This window comes from Planococcus dechangensis (assembly GCF_042654465.1).
In the GTDB taxonomy this organism is placed as follows: Bacteria; Bacillota; Bacilli; order Bacillales_A; family Planococcaceae; genus Planococcus; species Planococcus dechangensis.
Map to the genome: position 1 here is coordinate 1804729 of NZ_JBHSGL010000005.1, position 18776 is coordinate 1823504.

Annotated in this window: 23 protein-coding genes and 1 riboswitch; of the genes, 5 read left to right on the top strand and 18 right to left on the bottom strand. The window is 49.6% G+C overall.

Translation table 11 applies throughout. The annotated features are described in order from the left end of the window. Positions 1-2: 2 nt before the first annotated feature. Together ACFO5U_RS12050 and ACFO5U_RS12055 are read right to left on the bottom strand one after the other, a co-directional pair. Complete coding sequence (locus tag ACFO5U_RS12050; RefSeq protein ID WP_377279311.1) at positions 3-2180, bottom strand: ribonucleoside-diphosphate reductase subunit alpha; 2178 nt, start codon at positions 2178-2180, stop codon at positions 3-5. Position 2181: 1 nt separating this feature from the next. Then, the gene (locus ACFO5U_RS12055) at positions 2182-2670 is read right to left on the bottom strand and encodes an acyl-CoA thioesterase (RefSeq protein ID WP_377279312.1); all 489 of its coding nucleotides are present in this window, start codon (positions 2668-2670) and stop codon (positions 2182-2184) included. A gap of 138 nt (positions 2671-2808) precedes the next feature. Further along, positions 2809-2988, bottom strand: a riboswitch (cobalamin riboswitch). Positions 2989-3518: 530 nt separating this feature from the next. Between ACFO5U_RS12055 and ACFO5U_RS12060 the strand changes: the two genes are divergently transcribed. Then, complete coding sequence (locus ACFO5U_RS12060; protein ID WP_377279313.1) at positions 3519-3692, top strand: hypothetical protein; 174 nt, start codon at positions 3519-3521, stop codon at positions 3690-3692. Between the two features lie 124 nt (positions 3693-3816). On the opposite strand, the gene ACFO5U_RS12065 is transcribed toward ACFO5U_RS12060, so the two are convergent. The 10 genes from ACFO5U_RS12065 to ACFO5U_RS12110 form a co-directional block, all read right to left on the bottom strand. Then, on the bottom strand, positions 3817-4008 hold the full coding sequence (locus ACFO5U_RS12065) for a DUF3934 family protein (protein ID WP_377279314.1): 192 nt from the start codon (positions 4006-4008) through the stop codon (positions 3817-3819). Between the two features lie 72 nt (positions 4009-4080). After that, on the bottom strand, positions 4081-4557 hold the full coding sequence (locus tag ACFO5U_RS12070) for a glutathione peroxidase (RefSeq protein ID WP_377279502.1): 477 nt from the start codon (positions 4555-4557) through the stop codon (positions 4081-4083). Between the two features lie 28 nt (positions 4558-4585). Next, positions 4586-5023, bottom strand: a complete 438-nt coding sequence (locus ACFO5U_RS12075; RefSeq protein ID WP_377279315.1) for a MarR family winged helix-turn-helix transcriptional regulator — start codon at positions 5021-5023, stop codon at positions 4586-4588. Positions 5024-5043: 20 nt separating this feature from the next. Then, positions 5044-5463: an organic hydroperoxide resistance protein gene (locus ACFO5U_RS12080; RefSeq protein WP_377279316.1), complete on the bottom strand. Its 420-nt coding sequence runs from the start codon at positions 5461-5463 to the stop codon at positions 5044-5046. A gap of 150 nt (positions 5464-5613) precedes the next feature. Beyond that, positions 5614-6171 carry a methyltransferase family protein gene (locus tag ACFO5U_RS12085; protein WP_377279317.1) on the bottom strand — a complete coding sequence of 186 codons (558 nt, stop codon included), beginning with the start codon at positions 6169-6171 and terminating at the stop codon, positions 5614-5616. A gap of 225 nt (positions 6172-6396) precedes the next feature. Further along, on the bottom strand, positions 6397-8049 hold the full coding sequence (locus ACFO5U_RS12090; protein WP_377279318.1) for a b(o/a)3-type cytochrome-c oxidase subunit 1: 1653 nt from the start codon (positions 8047-8049) through the stop codon (positions 6397-6399). A gap of 1 nt (position 8050) precedes the next feature. Further along, positions 8051-8518, bottom strand: coding sequence for a cytochrome c oxidase subunit II (locus ACFO5U_RS12095; protein ID WP_377279319.1), 468 nt, complete (start codon positions 8516-8518; stop codon positions 8051-8053). 18 nt (positions 8519-8536) lie between these two features. Beyond that, the gene (locus ACFO5U_RS12100; protein WP_377279320.1) at positions 8537-8662 is read right to left on the bottom strand and encodes a cytochrome C oxidase subunit II; all 126 of its coding nucleotides are present in this window, start codon (positions 8660-8662) and stop codon (positions 8537-8539) included. 89 nt (positions 8663-8751) lie between these two features. After that, positions 8752-9045, bottom strand: a complete 294-nt coding sequence (locus ACFO5U_RS12105) for a hypothetical protein (protein ID WP_377279321.1) — start codon at positions 9043-9045, stop codon at positions 8752-8754. A 1016-nt stretch (positions 9046-10061) separates the two neighbouring features. Further along, positions 10062-10757, bottom strand: coding sequence for a Crp/Fnr family transcriptional regulator (locus ACFO5U_RS12110; RefSeq protein ID WP_377279322.1), 696 nt, complete (start codon positions 10755-10757; stop codon positions 10062-10064). 176 nt (positions 10758-10933) lie between these two features. Here ACFO5U_RS12110 and ACFO5U_RS12115 point away from each other — a divergent pair, with 176 nt between their 5' ends. Further along, entirely contained in the window at positions 10934-11398 is a 465-nt protein-coding gene (locus ACFO5U_RS12115; protein WP_377279323.1) for a universal stress protein, read from the top strand. Positions 11399-11458: 60 nt separating this feature from the next. Here ACFO5U_RS12115 and ACFO5U_RS12120 read toward each other — a convergent pair whose 3' ends face one another. Further along, entirely contained in the window at positions 11459-12508 is a 1050-nt protein-coding gene (locus tag ACFO5U_RS12120; protein WP_377279324.1) for a M14 family zinc carboxypeptidase, read from the bottom strand. Between the two features lie 405 nt (positions 12509-12913). Here ACFO5U_RS12120 and ACFO5U_RS12125 point away from each other — a divergent pair, with 405 nt between their 5' ends. From ACFO5U_RS12125 to ACFO5U_RS12135, 3 genes are all read left to right on the top strand, one after another. After that, positions 12914-14263, top strand: coding sequence for a murein hydrolase activator EnvC family protein (locus ACFO5U_RS12125; protein WP_377279325.1), 1350 nt, complete (start codon positions 12914-12916; stop codon positions 14261-14263). 174 nt (positions 14264-14437) lie between these two features. After that, on the top strand, positions 14438-14752 hold the full coding sequence (locus ACFO5U_RS12130) for a hypothetical protein (protein ID WP_377279326.1): 315 nt from the start codon (positions 14438-14440) through the stop codon (positions 14750-14752). Then, positions 14749-15027: a hypothetical protein gene (locus ACFO5U_RS12135; protein WP_377279327.1), complete on the top strand. Its 279-nt coding sequence runs from the start codon at positions 14749-14751 to the stop codon at positions 15025-15027. Before ACFO5U_RS12130 ends, ACFO5U_RS12135 begins: the two co-directional genes overlap by 4 nt. A gap of 78 nt (positions 15028-15105) precedes the next feature. Here ACFO5U_RS12135 and panB read toward each other — a convergent pair whose 3' ends face one another. The 5 genes from panB to ACFO5U_RS12160 all read right to left on the bottom strand — a co-directional run bounded on the left by panB (position 15106) and on the right by ACFO5U_RS12160 (position 18730). Further along, complete coding sequence (gene panB / locus ACFO5U_RS12140) at positions 15106-15942, bottom strand: 3-methyl-2-oxobutanoate hydroxymethyltransferase (RefSeq protein ID WP_377279328.1); 837 nt, start codon at positions 15940-15942, stop codon at positions 15106-15108. Between the two features lie 199 nt (positions 15943-16141). Then, positions 16142-16621, bottom strand: a complete 480-nt coding sequence (locus ACFO5U_RS12145; RefSeq protein ID WP_377279329.1) for a GNAT family N-acetyltransferase — start codon at positions 16619-16621, stop codon at positions 16142-16144. Further along, positions 16618-17643, bottom strand: a complete 1026-nt coding sequence (locus ACFO5U_RS12150) for a methyltransferase domain-containing protein (RefSeq protein ID WP_377279330.1) — start codon at positions 17641-17643, stop codon at positions 16618-16620. Before ACFO5U_RS12150 ends, ACFO5U_RS12145 begins: the two co-directional genes overlap by 4 nt. A gap of 15 nt (positions 17644-17658) precedes the next feature. Next, entirely contained in the window at positions 17659-18216 is a 558-nt protein-coding gene (locus ACFO5U_RS12155) for a GNAT family N-acetyltransferase (protein WP_377279331.1), read from the bottom strand. Continuing rightward, on the bottom strand, positions 18197-18730 hold the full coding sequence (locus tag ACFO5U_RS12160; RefSeq protein ID WP_377279332.1) for a GNAT family N-acetyltransferase: 534 nt from the start codon (positions 18728-18730) through the stop codon (positions 18197-18199). Before ACFO5U_RS12160 ends, ACFO5U_RS12155 begins: the two co-directional genes overlap by 20 nt. Positions 18731-18776 lie beyond the last annotated feature (46 nt).

The window sequence follows — 18776 nt, forward strand, 5'->3', positions numbered from 1 at the left end:
CCTTAGCTTTCGCATGCCTCGCACGCTTCGATTTCTTCCTGCGACGTGCTGCGTACATAATAGCTCGTCTTCAATCCGCAATTCCACGCTTCGAGGTGCAGTTCCAGTAATTCCTTGGCGCGGATCGTGTGCGGCACGTATAGATTAAAGCTGATCGACTGGTCGATATGGCGCTGTCTCGCCGCGTTTTGGCGGATGCTCCATTTCTGGTCCAGCACGTGGCGCGCGCGCCGGTAATAGTCATACGTCCGGTGATTGAGGTCCGGTGCTGTGACGTTAAAGCGGAAATTCTTCTTCTCTTCTGCGTATTCAACTGCATATAGCGGGTCGATGCCGTCTGTCGAGCCGCCGATCTTCGCGGTCGACGAGTTCGGTGCGACCGCCATCATCCAGCCGTTGCGCACACCGGATGCAGATACTTTTCTGCGCAAGGCGTCCCAGCGCTCTCCCTTGTAGCTGCGGCGCTCGAAATACTCGCCCGTATGCCATTCAGAACCGGTGAATTCACTGAATGCGCCTTTTTCTTCTGCCAGTCCCGCTGATGCGCGGATGGCGTGCCAGGCGATTTCTTCATACAATGTATCGGCATAATCGACTGCTTCTTGCGTCTCCCAATGGATGCCGCGAAGCGCCAGTAAATGGTGCCAACCGAATGTTCCTAATCCTACAGCGCGGTATTTCTCATTCGTCACTTCCGCCTGGCCGACGGAAATCGTATTCAAATCGATAACGTTATCAAGCATGCGCAATTGAATGGGGATCAAGCGGGACAAGACGTCCGCTTGCACCGCTCTTGGCAAGTTGATTGACGACAGGTTGCAGACAACGAAATCGCCCGGTTTTTTCACAGTGACCAAATTGCCTTCTTCGTCTTTATATTCTTTAATGATTTCTGTCGGCGACATATTCTGTGCGATTTCACTGCAAAGATTGCTGCAGTAGATGGATGTTTTGCCGATGCCGCGCAAGTGCTTGTTCGGGTTCCCGCGGTTGACTTCGTCGCGGTAGAACATATACGGCGTGCCGGTCTCGAGCTGTGACACCATGATACGTGCCATGATATCCATCGCACGTGCAGATTTTCTCGGCAATAATGGATGCTCGACAGCTTCTTCGTATTTCTCGGTGAAATATTTGCGGTCGGTTTCGTCGTAGAAATCTTCCAAGCCTAGCGAATTGCCCTGATCGTCTTTCCAGCCCATAACTTGTTTGACTTCATGCGGGCAGAACGTATGCCACTCACCAATGCTACGGCCGTTTTCATCCGTTTCCTGCAGCTTTTGCATAAACAGGTCCGGAATCGACACGCCGGTGAAAATATCGTGCGCTTTGCGGCGCTCGTCGCCGTTATTGGTTTTCAAGTCGAGGAAGCCGTTCATGATGTCTTTATGGAAGACATCCAAATAGACGGCTACTGCACCTTGGCGCTGGCCGAGTTGATCGACGCTGACGGCGGTGTCGTTGAGCAGGCGAATCCACGGGATAACGCCGGATGAATTGCCTTTAAACTTGCGGATGTCCGAACCGAGCGCACGGACTTTGCCGTAATAGACGCCAAGGCCACCACCATCTTTGCTGAGGCGCGCGACATCCCAGTTGTTCTGGTAGATGCCGTCAAGCGAATCCGCTACGGTGTCGATAAAGCACGAAGACATTTGCCCGAAGCTTTTCCCGGCATTCGATAAAGTTGGAGTGGCGACTGTCATATACAAATTGCTCATCGCCCAATATGCCTCTTTGACGAGTTCCAGGCGACGCACTTTCGGTTCTTTTTGCATCAAAGTCATGGCGATGATCAAAAAGCGCTCCTGCGGCAGCTCCCACACACGGCCGTCGTAGTCTTTTGCCAAATAGCGGTCGGCGAGCAAGAACAAGCCGATGTAATTGAATAGCTCGTCGCGCTCAGGTGCAATTTCACGTCCCAATAAGCGGATCTCTTCTTCCGAATAAGCTCCCATCAAATCTTTCGAATAAATGCCGAGATGGCTAAGCCCTTCAATCAATCCGTAGAAGTCATCGTATTTGTTCGCTGCGCTATAGCCGCGCGTCTCAGCCGCTTGTTCGTATAGTTTCTCCAAATATAATCCTGCCGCTTCAAATGTCCAATGCGGCTCGTCCATCGACACCCGGTCTAATGCATCTTGAATCTTTTTATCCCTTGCTACTGTTTCTAATATCATCTCAGCACAACTCCTTCGCGTATTCATTCGCTTTCATGCGGCGTTCTTTTCGTTCCTGTGCATTTTCAAACAATCGTTTTTCATTTTCAGTTTCTGGTACCACGCTTGCGACCGGTGTCGGGCGTCCTTCTGTATCAACTGCCACCATCGATAAAATGGCGGTTGTCGTCAAACTGCGCGTGCCGCTTTCGATGTGCTGGCATTCCGCTTTAACATACACTTCCATCGATGTCCGGCCCGTTGAGATGACGACACCTTCCAAGATCAGGATATCGCCGACTTTCGCCGATGACAGAAAATTGACGTTGTCGATAGAGGCGGTGACGACTGCGTGCCGGCTATGCTTCATCGCCGCAATCGCTGCGATTTCATCAATATAAGCGAGCACCGTTCCGCCGAAAATCGTGCCCATATGGTTCGTATCCGGCGGCAAGACGAGCCGGGACTGGATGGTCCTCGACACACCGGCCGGAAGTTGTTCTTTATACATGCTGATATCCTCCTTTTAAAAAAACACAAAAGCCCCCGCTCTCCGGAGAGAATGGGGGCATAAACGCAAGTTAAGAAGGTGGGCATACTACGACCACGCGAACACAACCTTTGTCATCCTTCCCAATTCCCGGAGAAGAGCAAAACGACAACAAAGGCAGGTCTCCTGGCTCGCGCGTCACTCTCACCATGCCCTTCCCGTCCATTGGACAGTGGGATCATCATGGTTCGTCTGCGCTTACAGTTGCGGGAACAGCTCCGGTTTTCCACCGGATTCCCTATTAAGCCCATATTGGGCACCTTCATTGCGGTATCACTATATATGGTGTCATATATTAATTAAAACACCAAATCTTGTAGTTTTAACTATAGACCTTTTCCAATTTAGCCGCAAGTATTTTCTAGGGTCTACCATCAGAAAGTGAAAAAGGGGCTAGGCGTTTAACTGTTTCAAGCATAAAACTTCCCATTTGTAGTTGTTTTTTGATGCGGGTTTATAAGTATCGAATTTGGGGATATTAGCTGGAATCTGGAAGTGGTGGAATGAGAGGGCTGATTTTTTCATCGCCACATTAGCCGCAGCCTTGGGTTGGCCTCCCGCAATAAGCCAAGAAAAGCATTTGTCTTATTGCTTCGTCTCACCTTTATGCGCGCGGCCGCTTCGATATTCCACTGATTGTGGAATGTGAAAGGGTGACTGTTGCTCTACTTAATGTCTACTATTCAAGGTACAGCTTATTTGGATTCGTGCCTATTGGTTTTTTATCAATTTCACTGATATAAAGTGAATAAATAGTTGTGTAAGAATCTCCCATTTTGGTTATACTTATAAAAAAGGGGGCTGAAGTTATGTATGTTCTTGGATTTATCGCCGCTTTGGTCGCGGTCGGCGTATTTGTCGATTACAGACAGGATAATTTCAAAGACCGCAAACCGCATGATACCAACCCAAATAACCATTACGCCAACCACTCAGCAGAGAACGCCCACAACAGCAGCGGATTCGACCAGCACAGCCCATGATCATTGGGCGTGCTTTTTTTTCGAAAACACAAAACTGGAGGAGGAATGCAATCTCCACCTCCATCCAGTCCGCTGTTATTTCCCAGGAAATAAAAAAACCGCGCAATTGCATGCGCGGCTCGTGTTATCCATCAACCCATTCGGATTCAGCTTGTTGTGGCTGCTTTCCTTTTTGGCCGGTGACTTCTTTATTGTCTTTGCTCGTATATGGCTTGTAACTCTTGGCTTTGTTTTTGCCTTTTTCCCAACGGTTCCAGCCTTTTTTGCCGGTTCCTTTGCCAATGCCGCTTTTCGCTTTCGGTTTTGCTTTGCTCATTTCTTTCACTCCCGTTCACACATCGTGACGTTCAGCTTAACACATCCCGCCGCTTTCGTGAACAATTCTTGTTTAGGCCCCGAGCACTTTCTGGATGTCTTTGTGCATCGAATCGGGTGTATCTTTCGGTGCGAACCTCGCCACGACTTTGCCGTTCGGATCGACAAGGAACTTCGTGAAATTCCATTTGATGCCGCTCGACAGGAAGCCTTTCGTGTTCGATGTCAAATGACTGAACAATGGATGCGCTTCTTTTCCGTTCACTTTGATGATATCGTGCATCGGAAACGTGACGCCGTAAGTCATGCGGCACGACGATTCGGCATCTGCCGCTTCCCCGACTTCCTGGCCGAATTGATCGGACGGAAAGCCAAGCACGACAAGACCTTCATCTTTATAGCGCTGGTAAATTTTTTCGAGGCCGTCAAACTGGCCGCGCAAGCCGCATTTGGTCGCCGTGTTGACAATGACCATCGGCTGGCCTTTGTAGCGTTCGAGTTTGTACTCTTCCCCGCTGGCATTGGTGACCTTAATATCATAGATTCCCATCATTCACCACTCCTGTTTCCATGAATTTTCACAGATCCATCTCGCTGAAAAACGCATTCAAGGCTTTCAAGTTTTTCATCAGCTCAATCGCATTGACGTCGAGGTAATTGCAGCTGGTGATCTTGTCGTGAATGGCCTGCTCGATCGGCTTTTCATCCGCACGCGATTGTTCGGTCAAGGAAATGCGGAAAGCACGCCGGTCTTCGATCGATTGCTCTTTGATCACACGGCCGTTTTCGATCATGCGGTTGATGATCGGGTTGAGCGTGCCGGTGCCGAGCCCGAGTTGCCCGCCGATCTCTTTCATCGTCAAGCCATCTTCTTCCCACAACACGAGCAAGACCAAATACTGCGTAAAGGTCAGGCCGAACGGCTCTAGCGTTTTGGCATAAAGTTTCGAGAAATTGCTCGAAGCTTTATACACTTCAAAGCATAATTGCTGTTCCAGTTTGGTTGGTTTGTCCATGTCATCACCTGTTTTTCTGCTTATCGAACGATAATTTCCACGTCTACCGAATCTTTGATGGCTTTGGAATACGGGCAATATGCGTGGGCTTTGTCGACATACTCCTGTTTCTTGCCGTCTTCCAAACCGTCGATGTCCACTTCGAGGCGTACCGCGAGTTTCACGCCGCCGTCTGTTTTATCGCCGAGCAAAGAAACGGTCGCAGTGACTTCGCTGTTCGTTACTTTCACTTTATCACGTTCCAACACGAAGTCCAGCGCGCTGTTGAAGCAAGAGCTGTAGCCTGCTGCAAACAATTGCTCCGGGTTGGTCGCTGTGTTCGGCTGGCCACCGAGCGCGACAGGTTTCGCGACATCGAGATTGAAGATATTGTCCGATGAATAAACGGTGCCTTCGCGTCCGCCGCTGTTGATCATGGTCGTTTCAAATAAAGTTTTCATTTTTACATCCCTCCAAGAATTAGATCTTACACGATCTATATTAATTTACATCGTATACGATGTAAATTAATATGCTCACTTCCTGCATATAAAAAACGGTCCCGAAAGATTTCTTTCAGGACCGTTCAAACTTTTCGGTGATGGGTTTGCTTAATAAATATACGGAATCAGCCGTGCGCGCTGCTTCATCCATTCCTCATATTCCGTGCCGAACTTTTCAACGAGCAATGCTTCTTCGTGCTGCATGCGCTTATTGAGTGTAAATGCCAGCAGCAATCCGCCGATGCCTGCGGCGATCGGGCTGGTGAAATACAGTGCCATGCCGATGCCGATCAAAAACAAACCCGTATACAGTGGATGCCGCAGCTTGCGGTATGGTCCGCTGCTGACGATGGCATCGCCTTCGCGAACCGTCACGTGACGCGTGAATTGTGATTTCAAATGGATAATTCCCCAGAACCGCAAAAATACACCGAGAGCGAGCAGCACCAATCCGACTGGCTTCAACACAGCCGCCGCGCTTTCCGACCCACCCAATTCCTGCAGTGCATAAGCGCCGGCGATGGTCGCAAGGAGCGACATGAAAATCGCCAAGAAAGTTTTTTTCTCGACCGGATCGCCTTGCCCGGTCTCACGGTTTTTAAAAACGATAAATTCGACAAGCCATATTACGCTCACCCCGGTAAAAATCCAGTCCATCCAGCCCATTATAGACACCTCTTTCCCTCTAAATATATAGAAAATCCTTGCTCAATACAATTTCCAGCCTGACCGGAAAACACCGCAGCCATGCAAAAAGAGGTTCCGCTAGCATCAGCTAGCGGAACCTCCCTGCTATTCTTCGTCTGTCACCGACAGCTCAACAAGCATGGCGGTAAAAACGATGAAAATGGCAATTAATGCGAGTGTCATCGTGAACATTGTCCTCAACTCCTACCATGTAATAAACCCTTTAGATCCTGGCGGTGCGTGTTGAATCATATGTGATAGCGGAATGGCGTAAGCAACGACAATTAATACAGCAGCAATGCCGATCCAGATCCACCAGTTTTCCAGCCATTTTGGTGTATTGGACATATCGCTGTCCGCCAGCGGAAATTCCACTATTTGTTCAGGCGTCTCGGCTTTTGGCGAGACGAACATCGTCATGATGACGATATACATCAAAATCATTGCCGACAGGAATAAAATGCTGCCGCCGATTGCCATCGTCACGTGATTCGAGACGATGCCCTCAAACCATTCCAGCGCAGCGGGGTGGTTGTTGTAGCCGCTGTAAGCCGTGCGGCGCGGTGCCCCTAGCAGTCCGAGTACGTGCTGTGCTGTCGACATGAGCAGCATGCCGATCGACCAAGTGATAATCTGGACAAAGCCGAGAATCTGCATGCGTTTGGTAAAGCGCCGTCCCGTCAAATACGGGATGAGCCAAAACGTCAGACCCATAAACGTCATCGCAACCGGCGTACCGACTGTGATATGGAAATGGCCGACGATCCATAGCGTGTTGTGGACGACTTCATTCAACTGGAAACTGGCGTTGATGATGCCGCCGGCGCCTCCCGGAATGAAAAACGCCATGGCGATAAAGATCGATGTGAAGCGGACATCTTTCCACGGCAGTTTCTTGAACCAGCCGAATAGGCCTGTGCCGCCTTTTTTGCGTCCTGAAATTTCAAAGGTCGCAAACATCGAGAACGCCGTCATGAGTGATGGCACGATGACCATAAACGTTAAGACCACTTGCAGGAATTTCCAGAAGTTCGAAATGCCGGGCTCCGTCAATTGGTGGTGGAAACCGACGGGAATCGAAAACAAGATGAACAAGACGAACGCGAGGCGCGCCAAGGAATCACTGAACACTTTCACGCCAAGCAATTTAGGCACAATCGTGTACCAAGCGATATACGCTGGCAACAGCCAGAAATAGACGAGCGGGTGGCCGAAATACCAGAACAGCGAGCGGCTTAGTTCAACGTTGATCGTATCCGTCCAGCCGAATGCCCACGGAATGTACTGGAACAGCACCGTTGCCACAACGCCAAGACAGGCGATGATCCACATAATGATGGTGGTAATGGTCATGAAGGCAAACAACGGACTGAGCTGACCTTTATTGCGCCGGCGCCAGACGAGGTAATGGCCGACCAATGCAAAACTGGAAATCCATGTCCCGACGATGACGAGCGCGAGCCCGACATAATAAAAGCCGTTTGCTTGCATCGGGGCATAGAAGGTATAGAGGACAGATGCCTCGCCAATCAGGATCAGCACCGTCGCCATGACCGTGCCGAGCAGCGTCACCCAAAGGCCGATCCAAGAATACAGACGGACTTTCGGGCCGAAGCTGCCTAGGCTTTTGCTCATGCCTGTAATGAAGAATGCAAAAATGAAAAAAGTCGTATAAATAAGTGCGAGTAAAACACCGTGCGCGGTCAGTACTTGATAGTAATCAAGCCATGCCGGAAGAGCCAAGGAATCATTTCGGACAAATACTTGCAACACTCCCATGAGCGTGCCGATGAGAAAAGCGGTATAAGCTACGCCGATATGCCATAAAGCAATTTTGCGGTCTGCATATGCGATCATTTTAGTACACCTCAATTTCTGTATACATCATATGGTGGCCGGTGCCGCAATATTCATTGCACAAAATCAAATATTTACCCGGTTCTTCAAATGTGTAAGATTTAGTCGTGATGCGTCCTGGAACGACCATCATGTTGACTTTCGTGTTGTCGATGGTGAAACTGTGCACGACGTCCGTGCTGGTAACTTTAAAAATAATTTCTTTGCCGGCCGGAACGCGCAAGTCCGGGGCGGTATAGCCGAAAGCCAGTGCGACAATCGCCACCTGGTATGTATCTTCGTCCAATTGTGTGACGCCCGGGTTATCGAAAGGGGCGGTCTCGTTGACTTTTTCCGGGTCGATCATATCCATCCCGCCGGACGGGGTATGATCTTGCGAAAAAGCACTGACGCCGACGACGCTCAAAAAGACAATGAGCGAGACGATGCCGAAGCTAAGCCAAATTTTCTCGTATTTATGCAAATGCATGATCAATCTCTCCTTTTCTTATCTTGCTACATACATCAAGTAAACAGCGACCCACATCGCGATGATGACGGCGCCGACGAAGAACACGCTGACGAGCGTGCCCTTTAAATTCACATCGTCATGGCCTGTTTGTTTCTTATCCATTGTTTCCACCTCTTTGCTCGTTTACTGTTTCCTTTAGCATAGGACCTAAGTTTCGGTTTAGCTGTGACATAAATCACACCTGCTCCTTTTTATTTTTCGCTGTACATATTTTTGCCAAATAAAAAAAGCCAGCGTTTTAAGCTGGCTGTCTGGTGGATGGATTGGTAAGGGTCGGGCGTTGCTTCCTTAGTGTTTTTTTCAGGTGTAGCGAGTTGGAATGGGTGTGCGGATATGTATGGGCTTTTGCGGAGGCGTCGCTTGATGGTTCGCCGGCCTGCTTTGGGTTGTCCTTTCGCAATGAGCCAGAAACCTGCTGTCTCATCGCTTCGGCTCACCCGGGACGCAGTCGGCTGGTAGATTTCCTTGAACGGGCCGAGTGACATGGGCATCTGCTTCTATAAAATGTATCCGCCCGAGGGGGAATCGCTTCCCTAGTGTTTTTTCGAGTGTAGTGAGTTGGAATGGATGTGCGGACATTCATGTGCTTTTGTGGAGGCGTCGCTGTGGCATTCGCCGGCCTGCTTTGGGTTGGCCTCCCGCGATGAGCCAGAAACCCGCTGTCTCATCGCTTCGGCTCACCCGGGACGCAGTCGGCTGGTAGATTTCCTTGAACGGGCCGAGTGACATGGGCATCTGCTTCTATAAAATGTATCCGCCCGAGGGGGAATCGCTTCCCTAGTGTTTTTTCCAGGTGTAGTAAGTTGGAATGGGTGTGCGGATATGTATGGGCTTTTGCGGAGGCGTCGCTTGATGGTTCGCCGGCCTGCTTTGGGTTGTCCTTTCGCAATGAGCCAGCAAGAACGCCTGTCTAATAGCTTCGGCTCACCCGGGACGCAGTCGGCTGGTAGATTTCCTTGAACGGGCCGAGTGACATGGGCATCTGCTTCTATAAAATGTATCCGCCGGTTGGGGAATCGCTTCCCTAGTTTTTTTAAGTCAGATGAGTTGGCGTGCGGATACGTGTGTGCTTTTACGGAGGCGTCGCTGTCGCATTCGCCGCCTTGCTTTGGAATGGTGTTTTGAATGGAAAACAAAATATATTCGTTCAATAGATGATGAGAACATTTTTCGGATTTCTATTTTTCACATCCACTTCCATAAAAGAGATACTGGCGACAATGACACATCTCTGTCGCAACCTAATTTGAGAAGCTTTAAAAACTTATCCTTCACTCTAAATTTAAAGACGGAGCGGAAGGGGCCGACGCCTGGGGGACCGCGCGGGCTGGCGAGACAAATGTGCCGCGCACATTGGCTCAACACCCGCCCCCCGGCAAGCGTGCCCCTGCAGCGCAGTCTCATAGCATTAGCGGTTTAAGATGAAAAGTCTGAAATCCCTCACCTTACCCTATATAAAAAACCAAAATAAAAAGACTGCCGTTACGGCAGTCTTTTAAAATCAGTCGATTTTGCATAGATAAATCGGGCATTCCTCGCAATTGATCTCGAATTTCAGCTTCGGAATATTATAGAGTACAATCTTGCCGTCCTTCATGCCGACGGTTCCTTGCTTCCGCAAATCGCCCAACATCCGGTTGACCATTTCACGGCTCATGCCGCAGAAATTCGCCAGCTCTTGATTGGTCAGCGCGACATCAATCAATAAGCCGCCTTCCGCTTCTACTCCATAGCTATTGCCAAGGCGGATCAAGGTCGAATACAAAGCCCCTTTTTTGCCATGCAACAACAAGTCACGGAAACGGGTTTGTGTTTTTTGTTGGTCGATGCCCATCCATTTCATGAACGCCATCGCAAGCTGCGGATTTTTCTCCAGTGATTGCTCCAGCTCCTCCACAGGAATTTTCAAGCACACGGTTTTAGCGAGTGCGCGGGCATCGAGCATATACGTTGCGCCTTCTGCGAACACGGTAATTTCACCGACCATTTGTCCAGTTCCACAAATCTTCAATGCCAGTTCGCGGCCATCTGGAGTCACTTTGCCAATCTGAACTTTGCCGGAGCGGAGGATGTAGAGCCCTTTTACCGGCTCCCCTTCACGGAATAGATAATCGCCTTTTTGATATTCCTTTACATGGTGATTGATCGTCAGCAGCTTTTCCAGCTCGGGTGCCAATTTACCGATTTCTAATTCCATTCGAGCTCCTCCTTCCATTAATACTGAAGTCTTTTGAACTCAAGCGTAACACAAAATTTGGTCTTTTTGGTGGCGTTTTCACAAAGCCGCCCAACTTCACACGAAATTTTCTGAAAAAAGAAGGAAGTCCACCCTATTGCATCGAAATGGTAGGAGTATAGAAGGAGGAATGGACAATGACATTGAAATATTCCCGTATTATGGTGGCAGTGGATGGTTCCAAGGAAGCGGAGTGGGCATTCAAGAAAGCCTCTGCTGCAGCTTCTCGCAACGACGCTGACCTCTACCTCGTGCATGTAATCGACAACCGCTCGTTCGGTTCGATCGAAGCCTACGACCGGACCATTGCAGAACGTGCACTTAAAAACGGTGAAGAGCTGCTTGCCCGCTACAAGGACGAAGCTACTTCCCATGGCGTGAAAAAGGTCCATCCGATGATCGAATACGGATCGCCGAAAACCGTCATTCCGAAGAAACTGGCAAATCAATTGGAAATCGACGTTATCGTTTGTGGCGCGACCGGTTTGAATGCAGCTGAGCGTTTGATCATGGGGAGCGTATCCGAGCGCATAGTGCGTACCGCTAAATGCGACGTGCTCGTCGTCCGTCGAAACCAAGAAGATATCGACGCAGACGAATAAACAACAACTACCATAAGAAAAGCCTTTCCCGACTAAAGCGGGAAAGGCTTTTCTTCGTCTTTATTCAGATGGACGGGTTTGCTGGAATGCCAGCGTGTCCCAGAATGAAGTGTCGGCATCTTCGATCGAGCCGTCTGCAATGGCACGCACCGTTGATTCCAATGTAGTGACGGTCTGCTTGATCAAATAACCATTGCTTTTCTGTCCAAGGACATATGAATCGTAGTAATGGTCAGACATACCGCGCATTTCAAATAGCAGCGTCGAGATTCCGTATTCGACTGCGATGCCGTTGCGGCTGATTGTTTCTGCATCGCCGCCGTTATACTTGCCGAGATGGCCCCAGCCTTTGGAATCGATTGCGTCAAAAACGACCGATCCAAGCTTCTTGGATCCTTCGAGTACATCCGGATCCACATTTGGGCTTGTCGGGTACAGAATCGATCCCGAAACCAATTCGCCATCACGCTCGCTATTGGCGCCTTGATGATGCAGGTCGATCATATAGTCGATATCGTATTTGCTCATGACGTTTGTGTGCAATGCTTGCGTTTCAGGCTGGATTTTCGTCACATGGTCGCGATTCAAATCCACACCGACTGCGTTGAGGCGCGTCAAGTTGCGGTCGCCGGATGCTATGTAATCATCCAGTGAAAAGTCGACGTCTCCCATTGCGCCATCCGGGTTGAGCATCGGCACAACCAGGATGTTGACATTATCGGTTACGCCTTTCATCTTGCCGGTGCCCAGATGCTTGATGAACTCAAGCGCTCCTTCTGTCGTCAACTGCTCGTTACCGTGCTGCTGCGTCAAGAATAGGATTGTCGGGTTCTCCGGGTTGGTCATGTATTTCACTAAAAACAAATCGCGCCCCTTGACGCTCTCCCCGATTACTTCCAGTTCCATATTCTGCTGCTTTGCTTCTTGTTTTTGCAGGTAATCCGCCATTTCCGAATAGGTCGTCAAAATGGAAGTATTGATGGTTTCGTTGCCCCCGTAGCCTGGCCCGTTGCCAACCGCTTCTACGACAGTCGAGTTCATCGGCACGGCGCTGAAGACCAATGCCCCTGCCAGTGATAATGTTAATGCCCCTTTTTTCAATGTTTTCATCCATCCACCACTCCTTTTAATTGTTTCCACGCTGTTACTTCCTTTTTTCTGCATGCTCTTCCTGCTATTTTTATGAAAACGCTTCCTTCGTAATGCGAAATAAAAACTTATACGAGCCTCTGGAACTAACTGAATTAATGAATAAATGAATTATTCTGGAAAAACATTACTTTCTTCTTATAAAACAATACATTTTCTCAACTAATATGTCGCATATGACAAACAAGGAACGGATTTGATAAGAAACTGTAATAATAAACAGGTTTATGAGGTGGTACAATGGGTCTGCTGGTTTTTTAACGGCTTTTTTCATGGCTTTTGCTGTGTCTTTATAACTGTAAAAAATAACATTTATCTAAATTTACAATAATAATAGTTAGGGAATTTCGAAAGGAGCACATCACATTGAATACATGGTCCAAATGGCTTGTGGCGGCATTATCTGCTGTTCTGGCGTTATCCATCTTCTTGCCGACAGCAAGTGCTGATAAATTGTCCGACCTCGAAAAAGAAAAACAGCAGGTCGAACAAGACAAGAATAATTTAAACTCCGAAATACAATCAAAAAATAACGCAATCATCGAGAACCAATCAGAACTCGAAAAGATCATGAACAAGATTCAGGAACTGAACGGGGAAATCGATGAAACTCAAGGAAAAATCGATGTGGTTCAAGCGCAGATCGACCAAACGAAAGTAGAAATCGATGAATTAAAAGAATCGATTAAAAAACTGGAACGAAAAATTAAAGAACGCGAAGAACTATTGAAAGAGCGGGCACGCGCGATTCAACTGAGCGGCGGTTCTGTGGATTACATCGATGTACTGCTAGGCGCCAACAGCTTTGTCGATTTGATCGACCGTGCGACAGCAGTTAACACCTTAATCGAAGCGGACCGCGATATCATGCGTGAGCAAGCGGCCGACAAAGAACTTTTGGCTGAACAAAAAGCTGAAGTTGAAGAGAAACTGGCTAAACAAGAAGACCAAAAAGCTGAACTCGTAGACTTGAAAAATTCATTAGATGCTCAGAAAGAAGAGCAAAATGATTTGCAGGATGATTTGAAAGCAGAACAGAAACGGCTAGCAAAAGAAAAATCAACTCTTGAAGAACAGCACGCCAAAGCGATGAACATCAGTTCTTCATTGGAAAAGAAAATTGGCAAAGAACAAGCACGCCTTGCTGAACTTGCACGTAAAGCAGAAGAAAAGCGCAAACGCGAAGAAGCGGCTGCACGCAAAGCAGCAGCCCAAAAAGCAGCAGCTTCGGAAGCAGCAGCTTCGAAAGCGTCTAGCGCTAGCGCTTCTGCCACATCTGTAACACAAGCAGCAGCACCGCAGTCAAGCTCAGGCTTTATCCGCCCGGCAACAGGCAGGCACACTTCCGGCTTTGGCGGCCGTGACATCGGTGCAGGACATGAATCACATCTTGGCTACGACATCGCCAACACTCCAGGCACACCGATCCTCGCATCGGCTAGCGGTTATGTATCCCACGCTGGTTCAATGGGCGGCTACGGTAATGTCATCATCTTAACGCATGTCATCAACGGCCAAAACTATTCAACAGTTTACGCACATTTGAATTCGATCAATGTTTCTGTAGGACAATCTGTTTCACAAGGACAGAACATCGGCGGCCTTGGCAACACTGGGCGTTCAACCGGCCCGCATTTGCATTTTGAAATCCATATCGGCAGCTGGAACGGTGCTCGCTCAAACGCAGTTGACCCAGCACCATACATTGGCGGCTAATCAATAATGCCATCTACCAAAAACAGCATCCACAGTCCTATCCAAGACTGTGGATGCTGTTTTTTTATGTCGAGATTCCATAGCAAGCGGCTAACCATTCCCTTTTATATGGTAAACTGAACAGAACAGATAGATAATTCATAGTGCCATTTTCACTACGAAAGGGATGAAAAGATGAGCACATTTTTGGAGCTACTCCGCGTTGCAGCTATTTTTATCGTGTTTGGGTCTGGCGGCGGGATGATTTTGACAAGCTTTTATTCGAGTGATTCGGGAACTGAACCTTATGCATGGCTCGGCGGCATTGCCGTTCTTTTGCTGATTTTTGTGTGGTACCGCAATACACTGCAATTCTCGGGCTGGCACAAACTAAAAGCACAGGATAAACTTCCACGCATCACGACGATTCTGCTGGTTTCCGCCTCTATGCTCCTGCTTGTGTCTCCGTTTATCTTTAGCGCTTTGTCTATTGCAGGAGCTGTCGAATGAAACAACAGCTATTGTCTATCTCATCTTTTATCTTATTTCTCGCCTTATTGATTCCACTCGCTTTTGCCTCGAGCCGGTTCGGGGATGCTTTGTTCGGGGCAGTCATGGCGCTTGGCTTTTATACGCCGATTGTTTTGGCAGCTGCCGGATTTGCGCTTGCCTGGTTCGGGATTCAAGGCACATACCGCATGCTTCTTACGAGCGGCCACGGCATTCTATTTGCGCTTTATGCGCTGTTGCTATTTGTCGGCCGGTTCGGTTTTCAGCAACCCTGATTAGGCCGCACTTCCAACACTATAAAAAAGGACTGTCCCCGAGGCCAATAATCATGGCCGTTAAGGACAGTCCTTTTTTTATTTTGATCCGCCGTATAGCTGCTCGAGCTCTTCTTCTTTCATCGTGAAGCGATGCTGTTCTGCCGGGAACGCACCCGCTTTCACTTCCTGAACGTATTGCTCGAGCCCTTGTTTCATCGCGTCGCCTGCTTCTGCGTAGGAGCGGACGAATTTCGGTACGTGGTGGGAGCCGTATTTCACAGTGTCGTGGTAGACGAGTACTTGACCGTCGGTTTCGCTGCCTGCACCGATGCCAATGACTGGGATGCTGAGTTCTTTTGTCACTTGTGCGGCCAGTTGGTGCGGGATGCATTCGAGGACGAGCATGCAGGCCCCTGCCGCTTCGCATGCTTTGGCGTCTTCAATCAATTGCTTGGCAGCGTTTGCGGTTTTACCTTGCACTTTATAGCCTCCAAGAACAGATGCACTTTGCGGCAGCAAGCCGAGATGGGCGACGACAGGGATGCCGGTCTGGGTGAGCTTGCGTGTTACTTCGATCACGTCTCCTGCGCCTTCTAGTTTTACAGCCTGTGCGCCCGTTTCCTGGAAGATCCGGACAGCATGGCCGAGTGTCCGGTCGAAGCTTCCGTGGAACGACCCGAACGGCATGTCGACGACGAGGAATGTGTCCTGTGCCCCGCGCCGTGCCGCTTTGCCGTGGTGTATCATATCGTCAACGGTCACTTTGACAGTCGAATCATAACCCAGCACGACCATACCGAGTGAATCACCGACAAGCAAAACGTCGACTCCCGCGGCTTGTGCAATGCTTGCCGACGGGTAATCGTAAGCCGTCAGCATCGCAATTTTGTTTCCCTGTTTCTTCATCTTCATTAATGAAGCTGTATTTTCCATCATTTTCTCCTTCCGGGAAGGAAACCTTTTAAAAAAGCCCGCCGCTCATGTGAGGACGGGCAGAAGTTGAATTTGTCGGTTTCTCCGTCCCTGTCGTATTTCAGATCAAGGCAGATCTATTCGGTTGATGAAGCGTGTACAGGTGCAGCTCCGATTGGATACCGCCCTAGTGTTACTATAGCAGAAGCGCCCATTAGCGTTAAGCGCCTGCGCTTGGTTTTTCCATCACTTGAAATGACGCCGAATCGGTTGCGAATTCCCCGTTCGCGATAAAGCCCGCCTGCGTATATAAAGCGATCGCCCGTGCGTTAAACGTTGCGACCGTCAGCCGCAACGGCTTGCCAGGATGATGGCAAGCGATGTCGCGAAGAATATAGGACAAAAAGGCCGCCCCTCTGCCCGTTCCCGTGTTGTCCGGCTTCATGCCGAGCCCGATATCGACCGGTCCCGCAGGATATAGCCCGAATTTTTCACCTGCAGGCACTTGCGCTGATTTACCGGCACAGTAAAATCCGAACAGCTCCCCTTGCAGCGTTACGACATGGTAACTGCCGTCCACCATTTCTTTTAGGCTGTCGTCTGAGTCTTCGCCGTTATACAGATCATATGGCGGCGGATAACGCCAATGCATAATCGCCCGCGCGTCCGCCTCGCCCATTTCGCGTGTTGCAAAGGTCACAGCGAACCGCCTGTTTTCGGGCGCTTGTTTTCGGGTTGCTTTAGCCAGTGTCGCAGGCCTTTTCCGGCATATGGTTCGTCATTAAAACGCGGAATGACGTGAAGATGGCTATGGCCGACCGATTGGTTCGAGGCTTCTCCGACGTTCCAGCCGAGTGTGTAGCCATCCGGCGATGCCGTTTTATCAAGCATTTGCTTTGCCTGTACGAGCAGTCGCTGGGTGTCTTGCCATTCTTCCATCGTCAGCTCGAGCGGGCTTGTTCGGTGTTGTTTCGGCACAATGACACCCGAGCCTTCAAGTGCGCCTTGCGCTGTGTCGTGCTGCAAAAAAAGGCAACTATCGTTTTCGAAGACGACGCGCTGTTGTGCATCGGATGCCGGGTGGCAAAATGGACATGCAGGACGCAGTTTGATGACCGCTCCGCAATGGGAATGCGCCGTGAATTCGCAATCCGCTATTCCGGTCAGCGCTGCTTCGAGCTCTTCGAATACGGTGTATTCCTCGTCGCCGTCCCAGACATTGGCATATGCACTCCGGCAAGCATCACGATCCTGCTGCGTTCGAAAAGCGATATCTCCGATGACGAGCATGCCGCCCGGTGCCAGCTGTTTTAGCAAACGCTGGAGGAATCCCCATTTTTCAGCGTCGTATAAATGATGGAGCGCATATGTACTGATGATGCAATCGAACAAGCGCCCGTCAAAATCAGGCGGCAATCCGTCCTCCATATCCCATTCCACAAGTTCTGCTTCGGGCATTTTCTTGCCTGCACGTTCGATCATTTCGGAAGAAAAATCGATGCCTGCTATGCGGTGCCCTTTGTCGTATAATGCAGCCGACAATGCGCCGGTGCCAAAGCCGATGTCGAGCACTGCTGCTTGCTGCTTGTCATTTACCGTATTGAAAACCTCGGTCAATACGTCTCCGTATCCGGCAAAGGGATAGCTGCCGTCCCGGTCACTATTCCGGACGGTTTCGTCATATTCCGCTGCCCATTCATTAAACCCTTGTTTTCCTAGCATCATGCCGCTTCCTTTCTAATTACCGACTTGCTGCTGTTGCCATTCCGGTGCTAGCAGCGAAAAGATGAGTGCGTCGTGCGACTCGCCGCGTTGATACAAATACCCGCGGAGCCTACCTTCTTGCGTGAACCCCATCTTCGTCAGCAGCCGGTTCGAACCGGTATTCTCCGGATATGTCGTGGCACCGACGCGGTATAAGCCGAGCCCTTCGAACGCATAAGCAAGCACTGCCCCAAGCGCCTCTTCCATGAACCCTTGGCGCCAATAATCGGGATGCAGCTCATAGCCGACTTCGGTTTTCTTGGAGTGCAGAAACAGCTGATTCAGCCCGATTGTGCCGATTAGTTCCTCGTTTCCGCGCAGCCGGATGCCCCAGCGCATGCCGCGCATCACCTCGAACACCACTCGAAAAGCCCGGATCATCTCGATTGCTTCTTCTTTTTCCAGCAACTTGTCCATGCCGTAATAATAAGTCACGTCCTCGCGCTTCAGCAGCGCATAATAGCGATCTGCATCGCGCTCCGTTATTTCCGTCAGCATCAATCTTTGTGTTTCAAGTATCGGAAACTCCATGCCACCTCTCCTTTGTTAGCACATATACCAGCACGGGCTGCCCGCCCCGCATGAGTTCTTTCTCACAATTCATGCCGATTGCTTGCGCCACTTTGCGGGAAGCAGTATTTCCAGGTTGGATGAGCGAAATCAGCCGGTTGCGGCCATGTTCTTTGAACCCTTCCCGGCACAATACAGCAGCCGCTTCACGTGCATAGCCCATGCCCCAAAATTCCGGAGCGAGCCAATAGCCGACTTCAAGCTCTTTAGTTCCGTCTACGGTCTGCTCGACAAGTCCAGCATGGCCGATGCGCTTGCCGTCTTCTTTTCGGATGAGCAGCATCAAGCCATTGCGTGGATGTTCTCGGTATGATCGATAAATCCAATAGAGAAATTCCAGCGCAAGCTGGCGATTTTTTGTCGTGCCCTCTCCAATATGGCGCATGACTTGCGGCTTTTTGACGAGTGAGAAAAGAAATTCAAAATCCTCATCCCGGTACCGGCGCAACAGCAAGCGCTCGCTTTCCAATTTCATCGTCACTGCTCCTTCCGGCCGTTTCACGTGAAACATTTTTCCAGCA

Coding starts and splice junctions, on each gene's coding strand:
- ACFO5U_RS12110 (WP_377279322.1), bottom strand. CDS start 10,757: ATGGAATTAGAAATCGGTAAATTGGCACCCGAGCTGGAAAAGCTGCTG.
- ACFO5U_RS12080 (WP_377279316.1), bottom strand. CDS start 5,463: ATGAAAACTTTATTTGAAACGACCATGATCAACAGCGGCGGACGCGAA.
- ACFO5U_RS12095 (WP_377279319.1), bottom strand. CDS start 8,518: ATGCATTTGCATAAATACGAGAAAATTTGGCTTAGCTTCGGCATCGTC.
- ACFO5U_RS12065 (WP_377279314.1), bottom strand. CDS start 4,008: ATGAGCAAAGCAAAACCGAAAGCGAAAAGCGGCATTGGCAAAGGAACC.
- ACFO5U_RS12100 (WP_377279320.1), bottom strand. CDS start 8,662: ATGGATAAGAAACAAACAGGCCATGACGATGTGAATTTAAAGGGCACG.
- ACFO5U_RS12090 (WP_377279318.1), bottom strand. CDS start 8,049: ATGATCGCATATGCAGACCGCAAAATTGCTTTATGGCATATCGGCGTA.
- ACFO5U_RS12050 (WP_377279311.1), bottom strand. CDS start 2,180: ATGATATTAGAAACAGTAGCAAGGGATAAAAAGATTCAAGATGCATTA.
- ACFO5U_RS12130 (WP_377279326.1), top strand. CDS start 14,438: ATGAGCACATTTTTGGAGCTACTCCGCGTTGCAGCTATTTTTATCGTG.
- ACFO5U_RS12120 (WP_377279324.1), bottom strand. CDS start 12,508: ATGAAAACATTGAAAAAAGGGGCATTAACATTATCACTGGCAGGGGCA.
- ACFO5U_RS12160 (WP_377279332.1), bottom strand. CDS start 18,730: ATGAAATTGGAAAGCGAGCGCTTGCTGTTGCGCCGGTACCGGGATGAG.
- ACFO5U_RS12085 (WP_377279317.1), bottom strand. CDS start 6,171: ATGGGCTGGATGGACTGGATTTTTACCGGGGTGAGCGTAATATGGCTT.
- ACFO5U_RS12135 (WP_377279327.1), top strand. CDS start 14,749: ATGAAACAACAGCTATTGTCTATCTCATCTTTTATCTTATTTCTCGCC.
- ACFO5U_RS12055 (WP_377279312.1), bottom strand. CDS start 2,670: ATGTATAAAGAACAACTTCCGGCCGGTGTGTCGAGGACCATCCAGTCC.
- ACFO5U_RS12155 (WP_377279331.1), bottom strand. CDS start 18,216: ATGGAGTTTCCGATACTTGAAACACAAAGATTGATGCTGACGGAAATA.
- panB (WP_377279328.1), bottom strand. CDS start 15,942: ATGGAAAATACAGCTTCATTAATGAAGATGAAGAAACAGGGAAACAAA.
- ACFO5U_RS12075 (WP_377279315.1), bottom strand. CDS start 5,023: ATGGACAAACCAACCAAACTGGAACAGCAATTATGCTTTGAAGTGTAT.
- ACFO5U_RS12150 (WP_377279330.1), bottom strand. CDS start 17,643: ATGCTAGGAAAACAAGGGTTTAATGAATGGGCAGCGGAATATGACGAA.
- ACFO5U_RS12060 (WP_377279313.1), top strand. CDS start 3,519: ATGTATGTTCTTGGATTTATCGCCGCTTTGGTCGCGGTCGGCGTATTT.
- ACFO5U_RS12115 (WP_377279323.1), top strand. CDS start 10,934: ATGACATTGAAATATTCCCGTATTATGGTGGCAGTGGATGGTTCCAAG.
- ACFO5U_RS12105 (WP_377279321.1), bottom strand. CDS start 9,045: ATGTCACTCGGCCCGTTCAAGGAAATCTACCAGCCGACTGCGTCCCGG.
- ACFO5U_RS12070 (WP_377279502.1), bottom strand. CDS start 4,557: ATGGGAATCTATGATATTAAGGTCACCAATGCCAGCGGGGAAGAGTAC.